This window comes from Alkalidesulfovibrio alkalitolerans DSM 16529 (genome assembly GCF_000422245.1).
In the GTDB taxonomy this organism is placed as follows: domain Bacteria; phylum Desulfobacterota; class Desulfovibrionia; order Desulfovibrionales; family Desulfovibrionaceae; genus Alkalidesulfovibrio; species Alkalidesulfovibrio alkalitolerans.
In genome coordinates this window covers 60,163-76,595 of sequence record NZ_ATHI01000005.1, presented here as the reverse complement: position 1 = coordinate 76,595, position 16,433 = coordinate 60,163, and the positions used below count along the sequence as shown (strand labels likewise).

Here is a 16,433-nt window from a genome sequence, read left to right as displayed (position 1 = left end):
CCCCTTATGCCTGGCTCACGGTGATGGCCGGGTCCACGGCCTCGCGCAGCCGCTGTTCCACCAAATTCTTCAGGGTCAGCTGGCTGGACGGACAACCCACACAGGCCCCTCGCAGGGCCACGATCACGTTCACGCCCTCGATGTCCACGAGTTCGATGTCGCCGCCGTCCTTCTTCAGGCTCGGCCTGATCTCCTCGTCGATGATTTTGGTCACGAGCATCATGCGCTGCAAGTTGGTCATCTTCCTGGCTGGCTCGGTCACGGACTTTTCCGCCTTCGGCTTGCCGCGCTCCTCGTCCAGGATCTCGCCCAGGCGCTCCAGACAGTCGCCGCAGCCGCCTCCGGCCTTGGTGAAGTTGGTGATGTCCTCGACGCTCTTCAGGTCGTTCTCGCGGATGGCGCGGCGGATCTGAACGTCGGTGACGCCGAAGCATTTGCAGACCAGTTCGCCCTCGGGCTCGTAGGCTTCGACCTTCTCGCCCAGAAAGCCCTTGAGCGCCGCTTCCAGGGCCTCCTGGCCCATCACCGAGCAGTGCATCTTCTCCTTGGGCAGGCCGCCGAGCATCTCGGCGATGTCCTTGTTGGTGATGGTCTTGGCCTCGTCAACGGTCTTACCCTTGAGCATCTCCGTGAGCACGGAGCTTGACGCGATGGCCGAGGCGCAGCCGAAGGTCTGGAAGCGGGCGTCCTCGATCACTCCCTGGTCGTTGATCTTCAGGAAAAGCTTCAGCGCATCGCCGCAGGCCAAACTTCCCACTTCGCCAACTGCGTTGGCGTCGGGCAGGTCGCCCGCGTTGCGCGGATTCAGAAAGTGTTCGCGGACCTTGTCCGTGTATTCCCACATGGCTTGTTCCTCCCATGGGTCTTGTCGCAGATTTTTCCCGCCGCTGGCGGAAGGTAAATCATAGCATGCTTCGGGCGGCGGCGGAAGGGCTTTGGGCACATCCTTCGTGATAAAATATACCTTTTCGATCTGAAATAGGCTTGTTGAAAGGGGCTGTCAAACCGCCCAGGCTTTGCTATAGGCGTGCTGTCGAGAAGCAGCCGTGCCACGGGCTGCTCGAAGAGCGCCGGATGCAAGGCGTACGGAAGGGTCAAGGCCGCAGCATGGCTCAGGATATGCGCCGGGGATTGAATTTTCCGCGGCGCGGCAGCAGATGGCGCTTTGGGAAACAGTTTGAAGGGGCAGTGGGGAGACAACCCAAGCCATGACGAAGGAGACGACCATGCGTTCGAACGTATTTCCGCGTTTTTCGCTGATTCTTCTGGCAGTTGCGCTGCTTTTGAGCGTGCAGGGCTGCGCCGCGCCCAACATGATCAACCTCAAATACACGCCCATGGATGTGTCGCGGCCGTGCGCGACCTCGATCACCGTGGTCAAGTTCGCCGACGAGCGCGGCAAGGAGGAGATCGGGGAGAAAAAGGACGGCACGGCCTTTTACGCCGTGCAACCTGTGGGCGAGTGGACAAGCAAGGCCTTCTTCGAGGAGCTCAAGAAGTCTGGCTGCGCCATGAACTGGAGCCAGCAGGATTTCGGAGCCCAGACCGAGTACGTGCTCACGGGCACGGTGCGCGAGATGTGGTTGCGTGAGGTGAGCCTCACCGAACTGAGCGCCGAGATGACGCTCAACGTTCGCGTCACGCGGGGCGGGGAACGAGTCTACGAGGAGAACCTGTCCAGCCGCGTGGAGCGCACCAAGGTTCCGGCCAGCGGCAACGCTGCCGACATTCTCGAAGAGACCCTGAAAGAGATCGTGAGACCAGCCCTGGATAGTGCGCTTCGCCGCATGGGCCAGTAGGCCTTTGGCGCGGGCCTCGCGCATTCCGGTTTCCCCGCAAGGGCAATGACGCCCGGCTTCGATGCATCGTGCGATGCGTCGGGGCCGGGCGTCAGGCTGCCCCAAAAGCACCATCTGCCGCGTTGCCGCGAAAAGCGCCGGACCCTCGCGTATTACGCGAGCGCAAGCTCTTTCCTTTGCGTTCCCGCGGCTTCGCCGCTCACGCCTGCCTTGGACGTGCCGGTTCCAAAGTCCGCGCAATGTCGCCGCAGGGAAATAGACCTTGCGAAAAATCGGCGGAAGTGGTTTCTAATCGGATGACGCCCCCTGTATCGTTTCTCGCCGTGTGATGCCACGCCTTCGCGCGGTCGGGGCGTCGAAACCCGGAAAAGAGCAAAGGAGCGCTTTCCCATGCTGCACGAAAAGATGGAACAAGCCCTGAATGAACAGATCAAGTGGGAGCTTTGGTCGGGCTACCTGTATCTCTCCATGGGCTCGTGGTTCGCCTCCAGGGGGCTTCCCGGCTTTTCCGCCTGGATGCGCAATCAGGCCGCCGAGGAACTCTTCCACGCCATGAAGATGTTCGATTTCGTCATCGAGCGCGGCGGACGCGCCGTGTTGCAGACCGTGGAAGCGCCCAAGTGCGAGTGGGAGTCGCCGCTCAACGTCATGCGCTCCGGCCTTACGCACGAGGGCGAGGTCACTGGCCGCATCAACGCCCTGGTCGATCTGGCCCAGTCGCTTAAGGATCACGCCAGCGCCAACTTCCTGCAGTGGTTCGTGGCCGAGCAGGTGGAGGAAGAAGCCAGCTTTGGCGATGTCGTGGCCAAGCTCGAAATGATCGGCGACGGCGGCGCGCTCTACATGCTCGACAAGGAACTGGGCGCGCGGACCTTCGTCTGGCCCGCAAACGGCGAGTAGGGCCTTCATGGTCGTTTTGACGACGCCCAACCGACAAGGAGTCTCTTGATGGCGGCGGTCAACGTGTGCATCGGCGGCGAGGCCGGACAGGGGCTGGTCACGGTCGGCGCCCTCATCACCAAGGCGCTGGTGCGCTCCGGCTATGAAATCAACGTCTATCAGGACTATCTTTCCCGCATTCGCGGCGGTCACAACACCTACCGCGTGCGCTTCGGCCCAGATCCGGTGCTCGCGCCGTGCGAGGCTATCGACGTGCTCGTCTGCCTGGGCAAGGAGACCTTCCCGTTGTTTCGGGATTCCCTGTCCGAGCGGGCGGTGGTCGTGGCCGGTGAGGACATGGCCGTGGACTGGCCGCGCGTCTTCCGCGTGCCCTTCAAGGATCTCGCGGGCAAGGCCATCTACGAGAACACCGTGGCCCTTGGCGTCCTGGCCTCGACCATCTGTCTGGACGTGGCCGTGCTCGAGGAGCTTCTCGACGACACCTTCCGCAAGAAGGGCGACAAGATCGTCGCGGCCAACGTGGAGGTGCTGCGCCGCTCCTTCGCCTGGAAGGAGGGGCAGGAATCCATCTTTGAATGCCCGGCCCCGCCTGCCGGGACGCGGGGCCGCATGGCCTTGAACGGCAACGAGGCCATCGCGCTCGGCGCGATGGCCGCAGGCTGCAACTTCGTCTCGTTCTACCCCATGACCCCGTCCACGTCCGTGCCCCTCACCCTAATCCAGCACGCGCAGGAGACGGGTGTGGTGGTGGAGCAGGCCGAGGATGAGATCGCGGCTATCAACATGGTGCTCGGCGCTTCCTACGCGGGCGCGCGGGCGCTCACGGCCACCTCGGGCGGCGGCTTCGCCCTGATGTGCGAGGGCGTCTCGCTCGCGGGCATGATCGAACAGCCGTTGGTCATCGTCCTGGCAATGCGGCCGGGCCCGGCTACGGGCCTGCCCACGCGCACCGAGCAGGGCGACCTGAACTTGGCGCTTTATTCCGGGCACGGCGAGTTCCCCAGAGCCATCTTGAGTCCCGGCACGGCGGAACAGTGCTTCTGGCTCACGCATCGGGCCTTCGACCAGGCCGAGAAGTGGCAGGGGCCCGCGTTCGTGCTCACGGACCAGTATCAGGCCGACTGCTATTCGGCGGTGCGGCCCTTTGACCTGGACGCCCTGCCGCCGGTGAGCGCGCCGCTGCAAAAGCCCGACGACGAGGAGGGCTACGTGCGCTTCGCCCCGAACGAAGAGACCGGGGTTTCGCCGCGCGCGCTGCCCGGCCTTTCCAAGGCCCTGGTGGTCGTGGATTCGGACGAGCACACGCCTGACGGCCACATCACCGAGGATTTGGGCGTGCGTACGGCCATGGTGCACAAAAGAGCCAAAAAGCTCGACGGGCTTCGCGCTGACGCCCTCGCCCCGGAGTACTTCGGCCACGAACAGCCGAAGACGCTTCTCGTCTGCTGGGGGTCTACGCGTGGCGCGGCCCTGGAAGCCATGGAGCGTCTTTCGGCCTCGGGAGAGACGGCCGGAGTGTTGCACTTCGGTCAGGTCTACCCCCTGCGGCCGAACGATTTCCTGCACCGCTTCGAGAAGGCGGGGAGGGTGGTCTGCGTGGAGGGCAACCTGACCGGGCAGTTCGCCGATCTGGTGCACCGCGAAAGCGGCTACCGCATCGAGCGCAAGGTGCTGCGGTACGATGGCGCGCCCTTCACGCCGGAATACATCCTGGCCGGCCTTGCGGGCTTGGAATAAGGGGAGAGCGTATGGTTTCCATCGAGGAATATGGCGAATTCGAAACCGCTTGGTGTCCGGGCTGCGGCAACTTCTCCATTCTCAATTCCATGAAGAAGGCCCTGACGGGCTTGGGCCTGTCGCCGCATCAGGTCTGCCTGGTTTCGGGCATCGGCCAGGCGGCCAAGGCCCCGCACTACCTCAGGTGCAACGTCTTCAACGGGCTGCACGGCCGCGCCTTGCCGCCCGCCCAGGCCATCAAGCTGGCTAATCCGGGGTTGACCGTCGTCGCCGAGTCCGGCGACGGCTGCAATTACGGCGAGGGCGGCAACCATTTTCTGGCGGCCATCCGGCGCAACGTGGACATCACCCTGGTGGCCCACGACAACCAGATCTACGGCCTGACCAAGGGGCAGGCCAGCCCCACGACCATGCAGGGCATGAAGACCAAGGCCCAGCCCTTCGGCGCGCCATCGGCGGCCTTCAACCCCGTGGCCGTGGCCGTGACCATGGGCGCGTCCTTCGTGGCCCGGGGATTCGCGGGCGAGATGGACCATCTCGTGGATCTCATCCAGCAGGCCGTGCGCCACAAGGGCTTCTCCCTGGTGGACGTGTTCCAGCCCTGCGTCTCCTTCAACAAGGTCAACACCTACGCCTGGTACAAGGAGCGCGTGAAGAAGCTCGACGCCACGCACGATCCCACGGATGCTCAGGCGGCCTTGCGCGCGGCCATGACCTTCGGGGAGGAGATTCCCATCGGCGTCATCTGGAAGAACACCGAGCGCCGTCCCTTCGAGGAAATGCTGCCCACTTCGGGCGGCAGGTCCCTGGCGTCGGCCAAACCCGATCACGGCGCGCTGCGCCGCGTGATGGAGTCATATGTCTAGGATGATCGCCTTTCGCTTGGCCCTGGCCTGCGGTCTGGTTCTTCTGACCGCCTCCCTCGTTCTGGCCCTGCCTCCGGCGGGCAAGAGCTTTCCGGCTCTGGATCTGGCCGCTCCCGACCGGGAGGCGGACCTCGACTACCTGGGGCTGCCCAAGGACGCGCCGACCTACCGCATCGAGGACGTGGACGCGCCCTTCGTGCTCGTGCAGTTTTTCAACGTCTACTGCATGCACTGTCAGGCCGAGGCCCCGGACGTGCAGAAGCTCTTCGCGGCCGTTTCCGACGGCGATCTGGCGGAAAAGCTCAAGATGACGAGCGTGGCGATGGGCAATACTGCTTTCGAAATCAGGGTCTTCCGCGAGAAGTATGGTCTGACCCTGCCCATGAGCACGGACGAGAGCTTCGCGGCCCACAAGGCCCTGGGCGCGCCCGGCACGCCCGCCTACGTGTTGGTGCGAAATCCCAAGGACAAGGGAGGAAGGGCCACGGTACTCTTTTCGGGCGAAGGGCGCTTCGTCTCCTGGGAAAAGTTTCTCGATACCGTCCGCTCCAAGGTGAAGGAGGAGTAGGGCCATGCGTGTCGGCAGGAAATTTCTCTCCGCCGTGATCCTGGGGCTTTGCGCGACGGCGTTCGTGATCGGCGCGGCTCAGGCGGTGAATGTGTTTTACGGAGAAGCCAAGAAGCCCATCGACAGTGAACTGAAGGTCGCTGTGGGCCAGGAAGCTCCGGATTTCACCCTGCCCTCGATCCTGGGCGGCAAGGTCACGCTTTCCGACTTTCGGGGCAGAAAGCACGTGGTGCTCTCCTTCGTGCCCGCCGCCTTCACGCCTGTGTGCTCGGAGCAGTTCCCCGCCTACAATCTGGGCAGGGAGATGATCGAGGCGCGCGGGGCCGTGGTCATCGGCATCACCACGGACAACGTGCCCTCGCTCTTCGCCTGGTGCCGGGAGATGGGCGGGGTCTGGTTCCCCGTGGTCTCGGACTTCTTTCCGCACGGGGCCACGGCGGCGCGCTACGGGCTTTTGCGCGGCGACGGCACGAGCGAGCGAGCCGAGATCATCGTGGACAAGAACGGCATCATCCGCACCATCATGGTCCACGAAATCGACAAGCAGCCCGATCTGGAAACGCTGATCAAGGAACTCGACAAGCTTCAGGAGAACTAACCGCTCTTAGCATATGGGGCTTTTTTACCGGCCTGATATGGCGTGCGTAGGCGTCAAAACGAAAGCTTGATGACTTTCTTGGTGCTGGGCACGCCCGGTTCGCCGGTCGCGGCCACGCCTTTTTTCTGCTCTTCGTGCAGCCGTTGGTTCAAGAGCGATTCGGTCTGTCGGTCGAGTTCGCGGAACGTACAACCCACGGTTTCGTCCTCTACTCGCACGACCCGGATCTTCACGCCCGGCAGGGCAAGCTCGTCCTTGACGTAGAGGTCGATGACGAACTCCGCGCCGCGCGCCACGGCGGGTCGCGGAGCCTCCATGCACAGGCCGCCGAAGGAGAGGTCCACGAGTTGCAGACGCCCCTCGCCGCCTGGCGCGCCTGCGCTCCAGAAAGGGGTGAAGATGCGAAGGGCGTTTCGCTTGGCATGGCTGGGCGAATAGAGTTGCCGGGCCTTTTGTCTTCGTTCGGGAGGTGGGAGGCTTGCCCAGACGCCCCTGAGTCCACTCTTGGAACTTGCGGCGTTGCCCCGGCCAGAGGCTGGCGCTGCTGCTGCGGCTGGCTGATCTTGCCGGGCCGGTTCGGGCGTGTCAGGCTCTATGCCGATGATACGCGAGAGCGTTGCGACGTAATTGTCTGTTTCCCCGAGTAGATGGCGGGCCAGCGCCAGAGCCATGAGCAGGTCGGTGCGCGTGCCGTGGGCCGTGATGAGTGATTCCGCGAGGATCACGGCCTCCGCGCCCTTGCGGTCACGCAGCAGCAGGGCCAAGTCGCGCAGGGCCTGATCGCTCGGCGACGCGCCAGGAGCGGCGTCCTTGGCAGGCGCGCCGGGTGCTTTGGCCTGGGCGAGCAGGTTTTTGAGAGCGGCGGTGAAGGCTTGGGCGGCCAGGGGTTTCGCCACGCACGTGGTTCGCTCGTCCTTGGCGGCGAAGGCCGCCAGGGCCTTCTCGCCTGGCTCGGCAAGGATCAGAAGGGGAAGAAGGCGGGTACGTTCCTGCTCGCGCAGAGCCTTGATGAGGGCCACTGTCTGGGACGATCCCGGCACATGGTCGATGACCGCGAGCCGCATCTTTCCCCCGAACAATACCTTGGCCGCCTCCTGGGGAGAGGTGGCGACCGCGACGTCGGTAAGCCCGAGCTTGGCCAGCACGGCCATGAGCGCCTTGCCGGTCCCCGGATTTTCGGAAAACACCAGAATTGTGCCCGCTGTGTCCATCAAGTGCTCCCTGTGCAAGCCAAGGTACTGAATGAACATGAAAAAAGCAATCGTGTTGCGACCTGGTGGCATCCGGAAGTAAACGGCAAAGGCCCGAAATGCCCAGATGGGGGGCGTTACGGGCCTTTGCCGCCCAAGAGGCTCGCGCTCGGCAGGGCATCGAAAAGCGCGGATTTGCAGACTGTTCAAAAAGCGCCAGATGCAAGGCGCAAGAAAGCGCCGGGGCCGACGCGTATTAGAATATACGCGAGGATCCGGCGCTTTCGCAGCAACGCAGCAGATGGTGCTTTAGGGACAGTCTGCTAATCGTATTTGACGTTGCTTACACGCATCAGCCGCTCGAAGACGTGCTCCGCCTCGATGTGGCGCACGGTGCCGGTCAGGCCGCGCATGGACACCGAGTACGTCACCGCGCCGCGTCCCGTGAACTTGACCCCGCGCAGGAACGAGCCGCCCGAGATGCCGGTGGCCGCGAAATAGAGGTCGTCACTGCGCACCAGTTCTGCTTCGCCGTACACGGGCCGGGTGTCTATGCCCGCCGCGATGAGGGCGTTTTTCTCGTCGGCTTTCTGGGGATCGAGCTTGGCCTGCATGGCTCCGCCCATGATGCGGATGGCGATGGCCGAGAGCACGCCTTCGGGCGTGCCGCCGGTGCCCATCATCACGTCCACTTCGTTGCGCGGGTCGATGGCCATGAGCGAGCCGGTGATGTCGCCGTCGGTGTGCAGGGCGATGCGCGCCCCGGCGAAGCGAATCTCCTCGATCAACTTCTGGTGGCGAGGCTTGTCGAGGACAAAGACGGTCAAGTCGTCCACATCCTTGCCCAGGGCCTTGGATATCTTGATGAGGTTGTCGCGCACCGGAGCCTCGATGTCGATGGCCGCGCGTGCTTCGTAGGGCACCACGAGCTTTTTCATGTAGAAACTCGGGCCCGGATCGAACATGGTGTTGGCCGGGGCCACGCCGACCACGGAGATGGCGTTGGGACGGCCGTACGCCAGAAGACGCGTGCCTTCCACCGGGTCCACGGCCACGTCCACGCGCGGTCCCTGGCCTGACCCAAGCTTCTCGCCATTGAAGAGCATGGGGGCTTCGTCCTTTTCGCCTTCACCGATGACGACCCGTCCCTGGATGTCCAGGGCGGCGAAGCTTTTGCGCATGGCGTCCACGGCGGCCTTGTCGCCGGAGTCCTTGTCGCCGCGTCCGAGCCAGCGGGCCGAAGCCAGGGCCGCTGCCTCGGTGACGCGCACGAGATCGAGAGCCAGGTTCTTTGTCGGGGCTTCCATGGCATTGCCTCCTTTTAGACTAGGCGCTCGCGGATCAGCCGCGCCAGATTTTCGGGGGTGAATCCGTATTCTTCGGCAAGAACGTTCGCCGGGGCGCTGTGGCCGAAGTGGTCGATGCCAAGGATGAGGCCCTTGCGACCGACGTACCTGTGCCATCCCTCGGGGCGTCCGGCCTCGGCCGCAGCGTAAAGACGCGCACCCTCGGGGATGACGGAAGTCTTGTAGGCTTCGTCCTGCATTTCGAAAAGCTCCACGCAGGGCATGGAGACGACGCGGATTTTGAGGTCCTTCAGCAGCTTTACGGTGTCCAGGGCCAGGGAGACTTCCGAGCCCGTGGCGAGGAGCACCACGTCGGGTGTTCCTTCGCAGTCGGCCAGCACGTAGCCGCCGCGCGCCACGCCTGCGGCGACCTGCGGGAAGACGGCCGGATCAAGCGTCGGCAGTCCTTGGCGGGTCAGACACAGGCAGGAGGGCGTCTCCTCCTGGCGCAGGGCGATTTCAAGGCAGGCCGCCGTCTCGATGGCGTCGGCCGGGCGCAGCACGAGCAGATTCGGGATCAGGCGAAGACTGGCCACGTGCTCGATGGATTGGTGCGTGGGGCCGTCCTCACCGAGGTGGAAGGAGTCGTGGGTGTAGACGTGCAGCACCGGGAGCTTTTGCAGAGCGGACATGCGCACGGCGTTGCGCATGTAGTCGGAGAAGGTCAGGAAGGTGGCCGTGAAGGGGATCAACCCACCGTGCAGGGCGATGCCATTGGCGATTGCTCCCATGGGGAACTCGCGCACGCCGAAGGCCAGATTGCGGCCGAGGGGCGTATCGGCGTTGAAGTTGCCCACGGTGTCGCGGAATTTGGCCGTCTGGTTGGAAGGGTCGAGGTCGGCCGAACCGCCCACGAGCGGCGGAAGTTGCTCGATCAGCGCGTTCAGGCACGCGCCCCAGGCCTGCCGCGTGGCGTATTTCTTGGCAGGATCGAAGGCGGGCCACTCGAAAGTCAGGGCCCCACGGTCCTTGGTCGTCCATTCCCAGGCGGCGGCGAACTCGGCGTTATGGGCCTTCTTGTCTGCGAGGTTGCCGCGCCAAGCCTCGGCGAGGCGCGAAAGCGCGGGCTGGCGGCCCCTGAAGTCCCCGCCGACTTCGGCGGGGCAGTAAAACGCCTCGGCCTCGGGGAGCCCCAGACGCTTCTTGGTGGCCGCGATTTCCTCGGGTGAGAGGGGTTCGCCGTGGGTGCCGAAATCTCCCTCGCGGCTGGCTGAGCCTTTGGCCATGACCGTATGCCCAATGATCAGGGTGGGGCGGCCGGTCTCTTGCTGGGCTTCGGCGATGGCGCGGCGGATCTGCTCGTGGTCGTGGCCGTCGATGTCGATGACCTGCCAGCAGATGCCTTCGTATATCTTTCTGTAGTCGGTGCAGTCCACGCGGCTGGTCGGGCCGGCGAGCTGGACCTTGTTGGAGTCGTAATAGACGATAAGCTTGCCAAGGCCCCACAGTCCCGCCAGGGTGGCCGCGCCGTAGGCCACGCCTTCCTGGAAGTCGCCGTCCGAGGCCAGGACGTAGGTGTAGTGGTCGCAGACGTCCGCGCCGAGCCTGGCGCGCAGGTGCGCCTCGGCCGCGGCCATGCCCACCGCCATGGCCAGCCCCTGGCCCAGCGGACCGGTGGTGGCTTCCACGCCGGGCGTGAGGTCGTGTTCGGGGTGGCCTGGCGTGAGCGAACCCCACTGCCTGAAGCGCTTGATCTCATCCATGGATAAAAAGCCCGCCAGGTGCAGCAGGCTGTAGAGCAGCATGGATTCGTGCCCGGCCGAGAGCACGAAGCGGTCGCGGTCGAACCACTTGGGATCGCTCGGGTCGTATTTCAGGAAGTCGCGGAACAGGACGCAGGCGTAATCGGCCGAGGACATGGCCCCGCCGGGATGCCCCGAGTTGGCGGCGCGCGTGGCGTCCATGATAAGGCCCTTGACGACGTTGACGAGCATGGGGTTCATGGTAAGTCCTTAAATATTAAGATGAAACAGATATGTGACGCCACGTAGCGCATCAGGGCTTCGCGGCCAATTCATCGATGAGGTCGATGCGGCGCTTGTGCCGTTCGCCCTCGAAGCGCGAGGCCAGGAAGACGTCCACGATGCCAAGCGTCATGCCTGCGCCAAGCACGCGCTCGCCAAGGCAGAGCACGTTGGCGTCGTTGTGCGCCCTGGACATGCGGGCGGAGAATTCGTTGTGGCACAAGGCTGCGCGGATGCCACGGAAGCGGTTGGCGGTGATGGACATGCCGATTCCCGTACCGCAGATGAGGATGCCGAGACTCCCGGGCTGTGCAAGGATGCGGGCGCACAGAGCGGCGGCGTGGTTAGGGTAGTCCGTGGAGGCCGCGTTCGCGGGGCCGAGATCGTGGACCGCGAGGCCCTTTTGGGCCAGATGGTCGGCCACGATCGCCTTGAGAGCGAATCCGCCGTGGTCGGAGGCGATGAAGATGGTGTTGTTCATGAAATCCTTCCTTGTGGAACTCATGGGCGGCGTCGGGCGTCCTTTGCGCGAAGGGGCGCGAAAGGCGCGGCCGCCCCTGGCATCACGAGGCGTCGAGCCCGAACCGGGCCGCGCGGCGGGCCAGCATGTCGGCCCGCTTGGCCTGCATCTCCGAGGCCAGAAAGTCAAGCTCTTCCGAGAGGAAGTCGATCTGCCGCCGACACAGTTCGGCCTCGTCTTCCGGACCTGTTGCGTCCAGTTTTTCGAGCGTCCTGCGCTCCTCGGCGAGGCGCTTGCGAAGCTGGCGCATCTCCATTTCGCGCATGGCGCGAATCGCCACCCAGGACAACTCGTCCGCGAGCACGCGAAGGCCGAGCAGAAGGTTTTGAAAGGGGCCGGTCATCGGGGGTCTCCATGGGCCTGGCCGCGCGGGCGCGGCGCATCGTTGCGAACGCCCCCGTGTGTACACGGAACAAGACTGTTTTTCCAGGGGGAAATCAGGGCGCGACCCACTGCGGGACGATGCCCGGGGGCAGGGGCAGCCCCAGGGCGTCGGGCGTGAACGGGGCCTTTGGCCGGGATAGCGAGCGGGGCAAAAGGCGTGCGGACCGGCCGTCGGCCAGTTCCACCTCGATGGTCGAAGACGTGTTCGCGGCTTCCCCCGTGTAGCCCCTGAATCGGACGGTCCACGGCGTGCCGTCGCCGCCCGACATCTCCACGGGCCGCCCGTGGCGGTCCAGCACGAGCCGCGAGGCCGCGGGGTTCCCGTCGAGCCTGAAGGCGGTCAGTGGTGTGGCCCCTTCGCCGGTCGTGGGTTCGGATTCGGCGAAGAATGCTCCGGTCAGGGGCATGGTCTGGCCGAAGACGAGCAAGGCCAGGTCGCGCAGCGAAAACGGCGCGCCGATACCCAGGACGCTCGCTCCGGCCCTGCCGCCGCTGTGGGCGAAGGCCTCGCCGGTCTGCGGGTAGAAGGCGACCCAGCCCGAGGCGTCTTCGCGGAAGAATCCCAGCGGTGTGCCGATGGAGGCCGTGATTTCGGCCCGCAGCGGGTGGTCGAGGTCGCCCCACAGGCTGACCAGGGTGCGATTGGTGCGGCCATCGGCGGTGTAGTAGAGGCTGGCCCGCGCATCGACAGTCCGGGGCAGCCCGGCCAGGGCCTGCTGGCGGTTCTGGTAGTTTTTCCAGACGTCGCTTGCGGGTGCATGGGGAACTTGGCGAGCGGCACAGGCCGTGAGGGCAAGGCACGCGGCGAAAAGGACGACCGCTCTCGCGGCGTGGCGCATTAACGCCCCTCCTTTTTCAGGGCGTCAAGTTTGGCACGCACCTCGTCGGGTTTCTTGTGGCCGAATTCAAGGGCCTTGCGGTAGCCCCTGCGGGCCGATTCAACCCTGCCCTTGGCCCGCGCGATGTCGCCGTAGTGCTCCCATATGGTGGGGTCTTCGGGCGTTTTTTCCACGGCCAGCAGGATGGCGTCCCAAGCCTTGGCGAGATCGCCCCGGCGGTAATGCACCCAGGCCAGGGAATCGAGGATATGACCGCTGTCGGGCTTTTGCTCCAGGGCCTCCTCGATGAGCACGAGCGCCCGGTCGAGATCGCGGCCCATGTCGGCGAGGAGGTAGCCGACAAAGTTCAGGGCCTCGGCGTTGTCGGGTTCGATCGCGATGATCTGCTCCATGGTCTCGATGGCCGCATCGTCGTCGCCCATGAGGTGCTGCAATACGCCGAGCCGGTAGATGAGCCGGGTGTCGTCGGGCCAGAGCGTCAGCGCCTCTTCGATGGCGAGCCTTGCCTCGTCGTATTGTCCGGCCTCCTCGTGAAGCCACGACTCGATCTCCCAGAAATCTCGGACCTCGGGGAAATCCCGCTTGCCCGTGGCGACGAGTTCGCGGGCTTCGTCGAACCGTTTGAGGAGGAAGAGCATGTGCGCCTTGAAGGAAGTCGCCCGGGAGGCCATCTCGCCATCCGGAGGAATCCGTTCCAAGTGTTCCAGGGCCTTTTGGGCGTCCCCCCGGCCGTCGAAGGCGAGCAGGGCAAGGTAGAAGTGGACGCGTGGGTCGCTGCCGGGGGCGTCGCTCAGGGGGGAGAGCAGTTTTTCGGCCTCGTCCGGGAATCCTTCGGCGATGAAGGTGCGCGCTGCCTCCATGAGGAATTCGGTGCTCTGAGGAGCTTCCCTGGCCATATCCAGGGCGCGTTCGACGTTGTTCAGCTTGAGGTTGATGGCGATGAGCCTGAGCCAGATTTCGTCGCCCACCTCGCCAAATTCCAGGATACGGATGTAGGTTCGCTCTGCCGCCGGGTAGTCCTTGGTGATTTCGTACTGGTAGGCCAACTCGGCAAGATAGAGGATATTGTCCGGGTATTCACGCGACAGGGCTGAAAGTATCTCGATGGATCGGCGGTGGTTGCCCAGACCCGCCTGGGCCTTGGCTTCGAGGTAGCGCGATTCCGGTCCCCGCGCTTCGCGTGGCAGGGTCTGGAGCGTCTGCGCCGCCTGGGCGAAGCGTCTGGTTTCGATTTGGATGTCGGCCATGCGCAGAATGGCCGTCGGGTCGCCGGGATTGTCCTTCAGCCACAGTTCCAGCGTGGTCAGAGCGTCGTCGATGCGCCGCTCTGCGAGATAGGAATCCGCCAGACGCATGACCAGAAGTCTGTCGCCCGGCGAGTCCTTCAGGGCTTTTTGCAGGTGCTCGCGCGTCTTGGCGGGGCGTCCCATGCGCCATTGCAGGTCCGCGGCCTCGGCGTGCAGGCTTGGCGAGGGGTCGATTTCGAGCGCGGTGTAAAGGGCTCGTTCGGCTTGCTCGGGGTTTCCTTGCCGCAGTTCGTCCATGTAGAGCAGAAAATAGTAGGCTGCGGCCGCGTCGCGAGTCAGCGTCCAAGTCACCGGCTGCATGGGCGCCTGGGCGGGGGGTGGGGCGGTCTCGCGCGCCGCGCAGCCCGCGACGATTACCAGAAAAAAGAGCAGCAAGGCGGCCGTGGCCGGACGCGGGGCAGTGGGCGTGGCGATGGGACGTGTCATGGCTTGGCCGGTCGTTGCGTTTTTGAAGGGAAGACGGGGGAGGCTTCTATGTCCGCGAGCACGTTCCGGAGATTGTCGGTCAGATGCGGCATGAGCCGAGCGCCACATTCGAGATGTTCCTCGCCGAAGGAGCGGCCCGGTCTGGAGCGAAAGGTGCCCGACAGTTCGGGCAGCCGATTCTCGGCTGCCGAGAGGCATTTCAGTGCGTGCGGCGTCGGCATATCTTCGTAGTCGCAGAACTCCCACAGTGACGTGACGTATATGTCCGGGCCATAGCGGAATTTGTCGGCGTCGTACAGCGCCGCGCTGAGGAGCGCGGCGCGCGGGTCGCACGGTGGGATGTATCCATCGCGGATTTCGTGGTCGCGGATGGCTCGGGCTATGATATCCCGTTCCTCGTCGGTCAGGGGATATTGGGCCAGGATGCTGCGTGAAAGTTCGGCCGCCTTGGCCTCGCCATCCTCGTCGAGCCGCGTGGCGTCGTGCAACAGCCCGGCCAGAATGGCCAGAAGAGCCATCCTGCGCGAGTCCTCTCGTGTCCAGAACGAGGTTTCGGCGAGCACAATGGCAGCCGCGTCCACGGCCACGGCCTTGGAGTGTTCGATGCCGAATCCGAAGTCGTCGTAGAGAAAGGAAAGCGCTTCGTCGCGCAGGCGGCCAATGAGCGTCTCCTCGAAAAACGCCATGCGCGCGGCTTCGATTTCGCGCGCAAAGGACGTCGCGAACCCTGGCCGGGGGAGGCTCTGGGCCAGGCGGCAGGCGTCGTCGCGAAAGCGTTTGAGGGGGTGCATGGCCATGGTCGTTCCTCGGACTATTCGTCCCTGCTGATCCAGTCCTCGGAGAAGTCGTGAATCTCGCGAGTGAGGTGCGCGCGCAGTTTTTCCAGAAGCCTGGCCTCGATCTGGCGCACCCGCTCGCGCGTGATGCCGTGCCGTTCGCCGATCTCGCGCAGGGTCACGGGTGAATCCGTGAGCAGACGCTCTTCCAGTATCTCACGTTCCTTGTCCGAGAGCGAGGGAAGAATGTCTTGGACGTGACGTCCGAGCAGCCCGGATATTTCGTTCCGGGCCAATTCTTCTTCCAGGCCGGGGCCGAGCGCGGGCAGAAAGTCGAGCCGCGTGGCCGATGAGTCCTCGCCCAGCGGGATGTTCAGCGACATGTCGCCGCGCGACAGGCGCTGGTCCATCTGAGTGATGTCTTCCTGGGAGACTCCAAGTGATTCGGAAAGGGCTGAGGTGGTGGGATCGAAGCCGAGCGCCATGAGCCGCTGGCGTTCCTTGCCCAGATTGTAGAAGAGTTTGCGCTGGGTCTGGGTGGTGCCGATCTTGACCAGCCGCCAGTTGTCCATGATGAATTTGAGGATGTAGGCCTTGATCCAGAAGGCGGCGTAGTAGGAAAACTTGATGCCCTTTTCGGGATCGAACTTCTGCACCGCGCGCATGAGCCCCACGTTGCCTTCCTGGATCAGGTCGAGCACGTTCTGCATCCAGCGGCGCTGGAAATCCATGGCGATCTTGACCACCAGCCGCAGGTGCGAGGTCACGAGACGGAAGGCCGCGTCCTGGTCCGCATGGTCACGCACGCGGCGGGCCAGACTCGTCTCCTCCTCTGGCGTGAGCATGGGCACGCGTGATATCTCTCGCAGGTATATCTGCAGAGCATCTCGTCCCGCGCCCCGGGGCGCGGGCAGGCGCGCGGGCGAAGGCTCATCGGGCTCGTCGCCTTGGACGTCGGTTTCGTCGTTCGCATCGGCAGCGAGACCGCCGTCGTCCTCGTCGCCGTTCGCAGCCAACTCCACGGCCTCCTCGATGAGGTCTTCGGTCAGGTCCACGGACTCGACTTCGTCTTCGTCGCCCGGCTCCTCCACGGAGTCGAGGCGTTCGATGTCGCTATCGTCACGTCCGCCGGGCTTGCCGACGGTCTTCTTAGTCTTGCTCGGCACGATCTTCCTCCACGCACGGGCTATGGCCAGGGGCACTGGTCGTGGAA

At 64.5% G+C, this 16,433-nt stretch carries 16 protein-coding genes; 6 read left to right on the top strand and 10 right to left on the bottom strand.

Annotated features, from left to right (window positions below):
- Positions 1 to 4: 4 nt before the first annotated feature.
- A complete protein-coding gene (gene nifU / locus DSAT_RS03325) occupies positions 5 to 844 on the bottom strand; it encodes a Fe-S cluster assembly protein NifU (protein WP_020886173.1) in 840 nt (279 codons plus the stop codon).
- Positions 845 to 1,226: 382 nt separating this feature from the next.
- Here nifU and DSAT_RS03320 point away from each other — a divergent pair, with 382 nt between their 5' ends.
- The 6 genes from DSAT_RS03320 (at position 1,227) to DSAT_RS03295 (ending at position 6,468) form a co-directional block, all read left to right on the top strand.
- Positions 1,227 to 1,799, top strand: a complete 573-nt coding sequence (locus tag DSAT_RS03320; protein ID WP_020886172.1) for a hypothetical protein — start codon at positions 1,227 to 1,229, stop codon at positions 1,797 to 1,799.
- Positions 1,800 to 2,189: 390 nt separating this feature from the next.
- Positions 2,190 to 2,699, top strand: coding sequence for a ferritin (locus tag DSAT_RS03315; RefSeq protein WP_020886171.1), 510 nt, complete (start codon positions 2,190 to 2,192; stop codon positions 2,697 to 2,699).
- Between the two features lie 48 nt (positions 2,700 to 2,747).
- The gene (locus tag DSAT_RS03310; RefSeq protein ID WP_020886170.1) at positions 2,748 to 4,436 is read left to right on the top strand and encodes a 2-oxoacid:acceptor oxidoreductase subunit alpha; all 1,689 of its coding nucleotides are present in this window, start codon (positions 2,748 to 2,750) and stop codon (positions 4,434 to 4,436) included.
- Between the two features lie 11 nt (positions 4,437 to 4,447).
- Positions 4,448 to 5,302 carry a thiamine pyrophosphate-dependent enzyme gene (locus DSAT_RS03305; protein ID WP_020886169.1) on the top strand — a complete coding sequence of 285 codons (855 nt, stop codon included), beginning with the start codon at positions 4,448 to 4,450 and terminating at the stop codon, positions 5,300 to 5,302.
- Positions 5,295 to 5,870, top strand: a complete 576-nt coding sequence (locus tag DSAT_RS03300) for a TlpA family protein disulfide reductase (protein ID WP_020886168.1) — start codon at positions 5,295 to 5,297, stop codon at positions 5,868 to 5,870. Before DSAT_RS03305 ends, DSAT_RS03300 begins: the two co-directional genes overlap by 8 nt.
- Before the next feature lie 4 nt (positions 5,871 to 5,874).
- On the top strand, positions 5,875 to 6,468 hold the full coding sequence (locus DSAT_RS03295; protein WP_020886167.1) for a redoxin domain-containing protein: 594 nt from the start codon (positions 5,875 to 5,877) through the stop codon (positions 6,466 to 6,468).
- A gap of 53 nt (positions 6,469 to 6,521) precedes the next feature.
- Here the strand turns inward: DSAT_RS03295 and DSAT_RS03290 are convergent, their stop codons facing one another.
- From DSAT_RS03290 to DSAT_RS03250, 9 genes are all read right to left on the bottom strand, one after another.
- Positions 6,522 to 7,679: a PilZ domain-containing protein gene (locus DSAT_RS03290; RefSeq protein ID WP_020886166.1), complete on the bottom strand. Its 1,158-nt coding sequence runs from the start codon at positions 7,677 to 7,679 to the stop codon at positions 6,522 to 6,524.
- 302 nt (positions 7,680 to 7,981) lie between these two features.
- Positions 7,982 to 8,965 carry a class II fructose-bisphosphatase gene (gene glpX, locus DSAT_RS03285; RefSeq protein ID WP_020886165.1) on the bottom strand — a complete coding sequence of 328 codons (984 nt, stop codon included), beginning with the start codon at positions 8,963 to 8,965 and terminating at the stop codon, positions 7,982 to 7,984.
- 14 nt (positions 8,966 to 8,979) lie between these two features.
- Entirely contained in the window at positions 8,980 to 10,947 is a 1,968-nt protein-coding gene (gene tkt, locus DSAT_RS03280) for a transketolase (protein ID WP_020886164.1), read from the bottom strand.
- A gap of 52 nt (positions 10,948 to 10,999) precedes the next feature.
- Positions 11,000 to 11,449, bottom strand: a complete 450-nt coding sequence (rpiB, locus tag DSAT_RS03275) for a ribose 5-phosphate isomerase B (protein ID WP_020886163.1) — start codon at positions 11,447 to 11,449, stop codon at positions 11,000 to 11,002.
- An 82-nt stretch (positions 11,450 to 11,531) separates the two neighbouring features.
- Positions 11,532 to 11,831 (bottom strand): hypothetical protein, encoded by a 300-nt coding sequence (locus DSAT_RS03270; RefSeq protein WP_020886162.1) that lies wholly within the window; start codon positions 11,829 to 11,831, stop codon positions 11,532 to 11,534.
- Between the two features lie 94 nt (positions 11,832 to 11,925).
- On the bottom strand, positions 11,926 to 12,711 hold the full coding sequence (locus tag DSAT_RS14770) for a hypothetical protein (protein ID WP_020886161.1): 786 nt from the start codon (positions 12,709 to 12,711) through the stop codon (positions 11,926 to 11,928).
- The gene (locus DSAT_RS03260; protein ID WP_020886160.1) at positions 12,711 to 14,444 is read right to left on the bottom strand and encodes a tetratricopeptide repeat protein; all 1,734 of its coding nucleotides are present in this window, start codon (positions 14,442 to 14,444) and stop codon (positions 12,711 to 12,713) included. Before DSAT_RS03260 ends, DSAT_RS14770 begins: the two co-directional genes overlap by 1 nt.
- On the bottom strand, positions 14,441 to 15,241 hold the full coding sequence (locus tag DSAT_RS03255; RefSeq protein ID WP_020886159.1) for an HD domain-containing protein: 801 nt from the start codon (positions 15,239 to 15,241) through the stop codon (positions 14,441 to 14,443). Before DSAT_RS03255 ends, DSAT_RS03260 begins: the two co-directional genes overlap by 4 nt.
- 14 nt (positions 15,242 to 15,255) lie before the next feature.
- Positions 15,256 to 16,386 (bottom strand): sigma-70 family RNA polymerase sigma factor, encoded by a 1,131-nt coding sequence (locus tag DSAT_RS03250; RefSeq protein WP_020886158.1) that lies wholly within the window; start codon positions 16,384 to 16,386, stop codon positions 15,256 to 15,258.
- Between the last annotated feature and the right edge of the window lie 47 nt (positions 16,387 to 16,433).

Bases quoted from the DNA above. Each gene is read 5' to 3' on its own strand.
- nifU (WP_020886173.1), bottom strand. From the start codon at position 844: ATGTGGGAATACACGGACAAGGTCCGCGAACACTTTCTGAATCCGCGC.
- DSAT_RS03305 (WP_020886169.1), top strand. From the start codon at position 4,448: ATGGTTTCCATCGAGGAATATGGCGAATTCGAAACCGCTTGGTGTCCG.
- DSAT_RS03270 (WP_020886162.1), bottom strand. From the start codon at position 11,831: ATGACCGGCCCCTTTCAAAACCTTCTGCTCGGCCTTCGCGTGCTCGCG.
- DSAT_RS03255 (WP_020886159.1), bottom strand. From the start codon at position 15,241: ATGGCCATGCACCCCCTCAAACGCTTTCGCGACGACGCCTGCCGCCTG.
- DSAT_RS03310 (WP_020886170.1), top strand. From the start codon at position 2,748: ATGGCGGCGGTCAACGTGTGCATCGGCGGCGAGGCCGGACAGGGGCTG.
- DSAT_RS03260 (WP_020886160.1), bottom strand. From the start codon at position 14,444: ATGACACGTCCCATCGCCACGCCCACTGCCCCGCGTCCGGCCACGGCC.
- glpX (WP_020886165.1), bottom strand. From the start codon at position 8,965: ATGGAAGCCCCGACAAAGAACCTGGCTCTCGATCTCGTGCGCGTCACC.
- DSAT_RS03300 (WP_020886168.1), top strand. From the start codon at position 5,295: ATGTCTAGGATGATCGCCTTTCGCTTGGCCCTGGCCTGCGGTCTGGTT.
- DSAT_RS14770 (WP_020886161.1), bottom strand. From the start codon at position 12,711: ATGCGCCACGCCGCGAGAGCGGTCGTCCTTTTCGCCGCGTGCCTTGCC.
- DSAT_RS03295 (WP_020886167.1), top strand. From the start codon at position 5,875: ATGCGTGTCGGCAGGAAATTTCTCTCCGCCGTGATCCTGGGGCTTTGC.
- DSAT_RS03320 (WP_020886172.1), top strand. From the start codon at position 1,227: ATGCGTTCGAACGTATTTCCGCGTTTTTCGCTGATTCTTCTGGCAGTT.
- DSAT_RS03315 (WP_020886171.1), top strand. From the start codon at position 2,190: ATGCTGCACGAAAAGATGGAACAAGCCCTGAATGAACAGATCAAGTGG.
- DSAT_RS03290 (WP_020886166.1), bottom strand. From the start codon at position 7,679: ATGGACACAGCGGGCACAATTCTGGTGTTTTCCGAAAATCCGGGGACC.
- rpiB (WP_020886163.1), bottom strand. From the start codon at position 11,449: ATGAACAACACCATCTTCATCGCCTCCGACCACGGCGGATTCGCTCTC.
- tkt (WP_020886164.1), bottom strand. From the start codon at position 10,947: ATGAACCCCATGCTCGTCAACGTCGTCAAGGGCCTTATCATGGACGCC.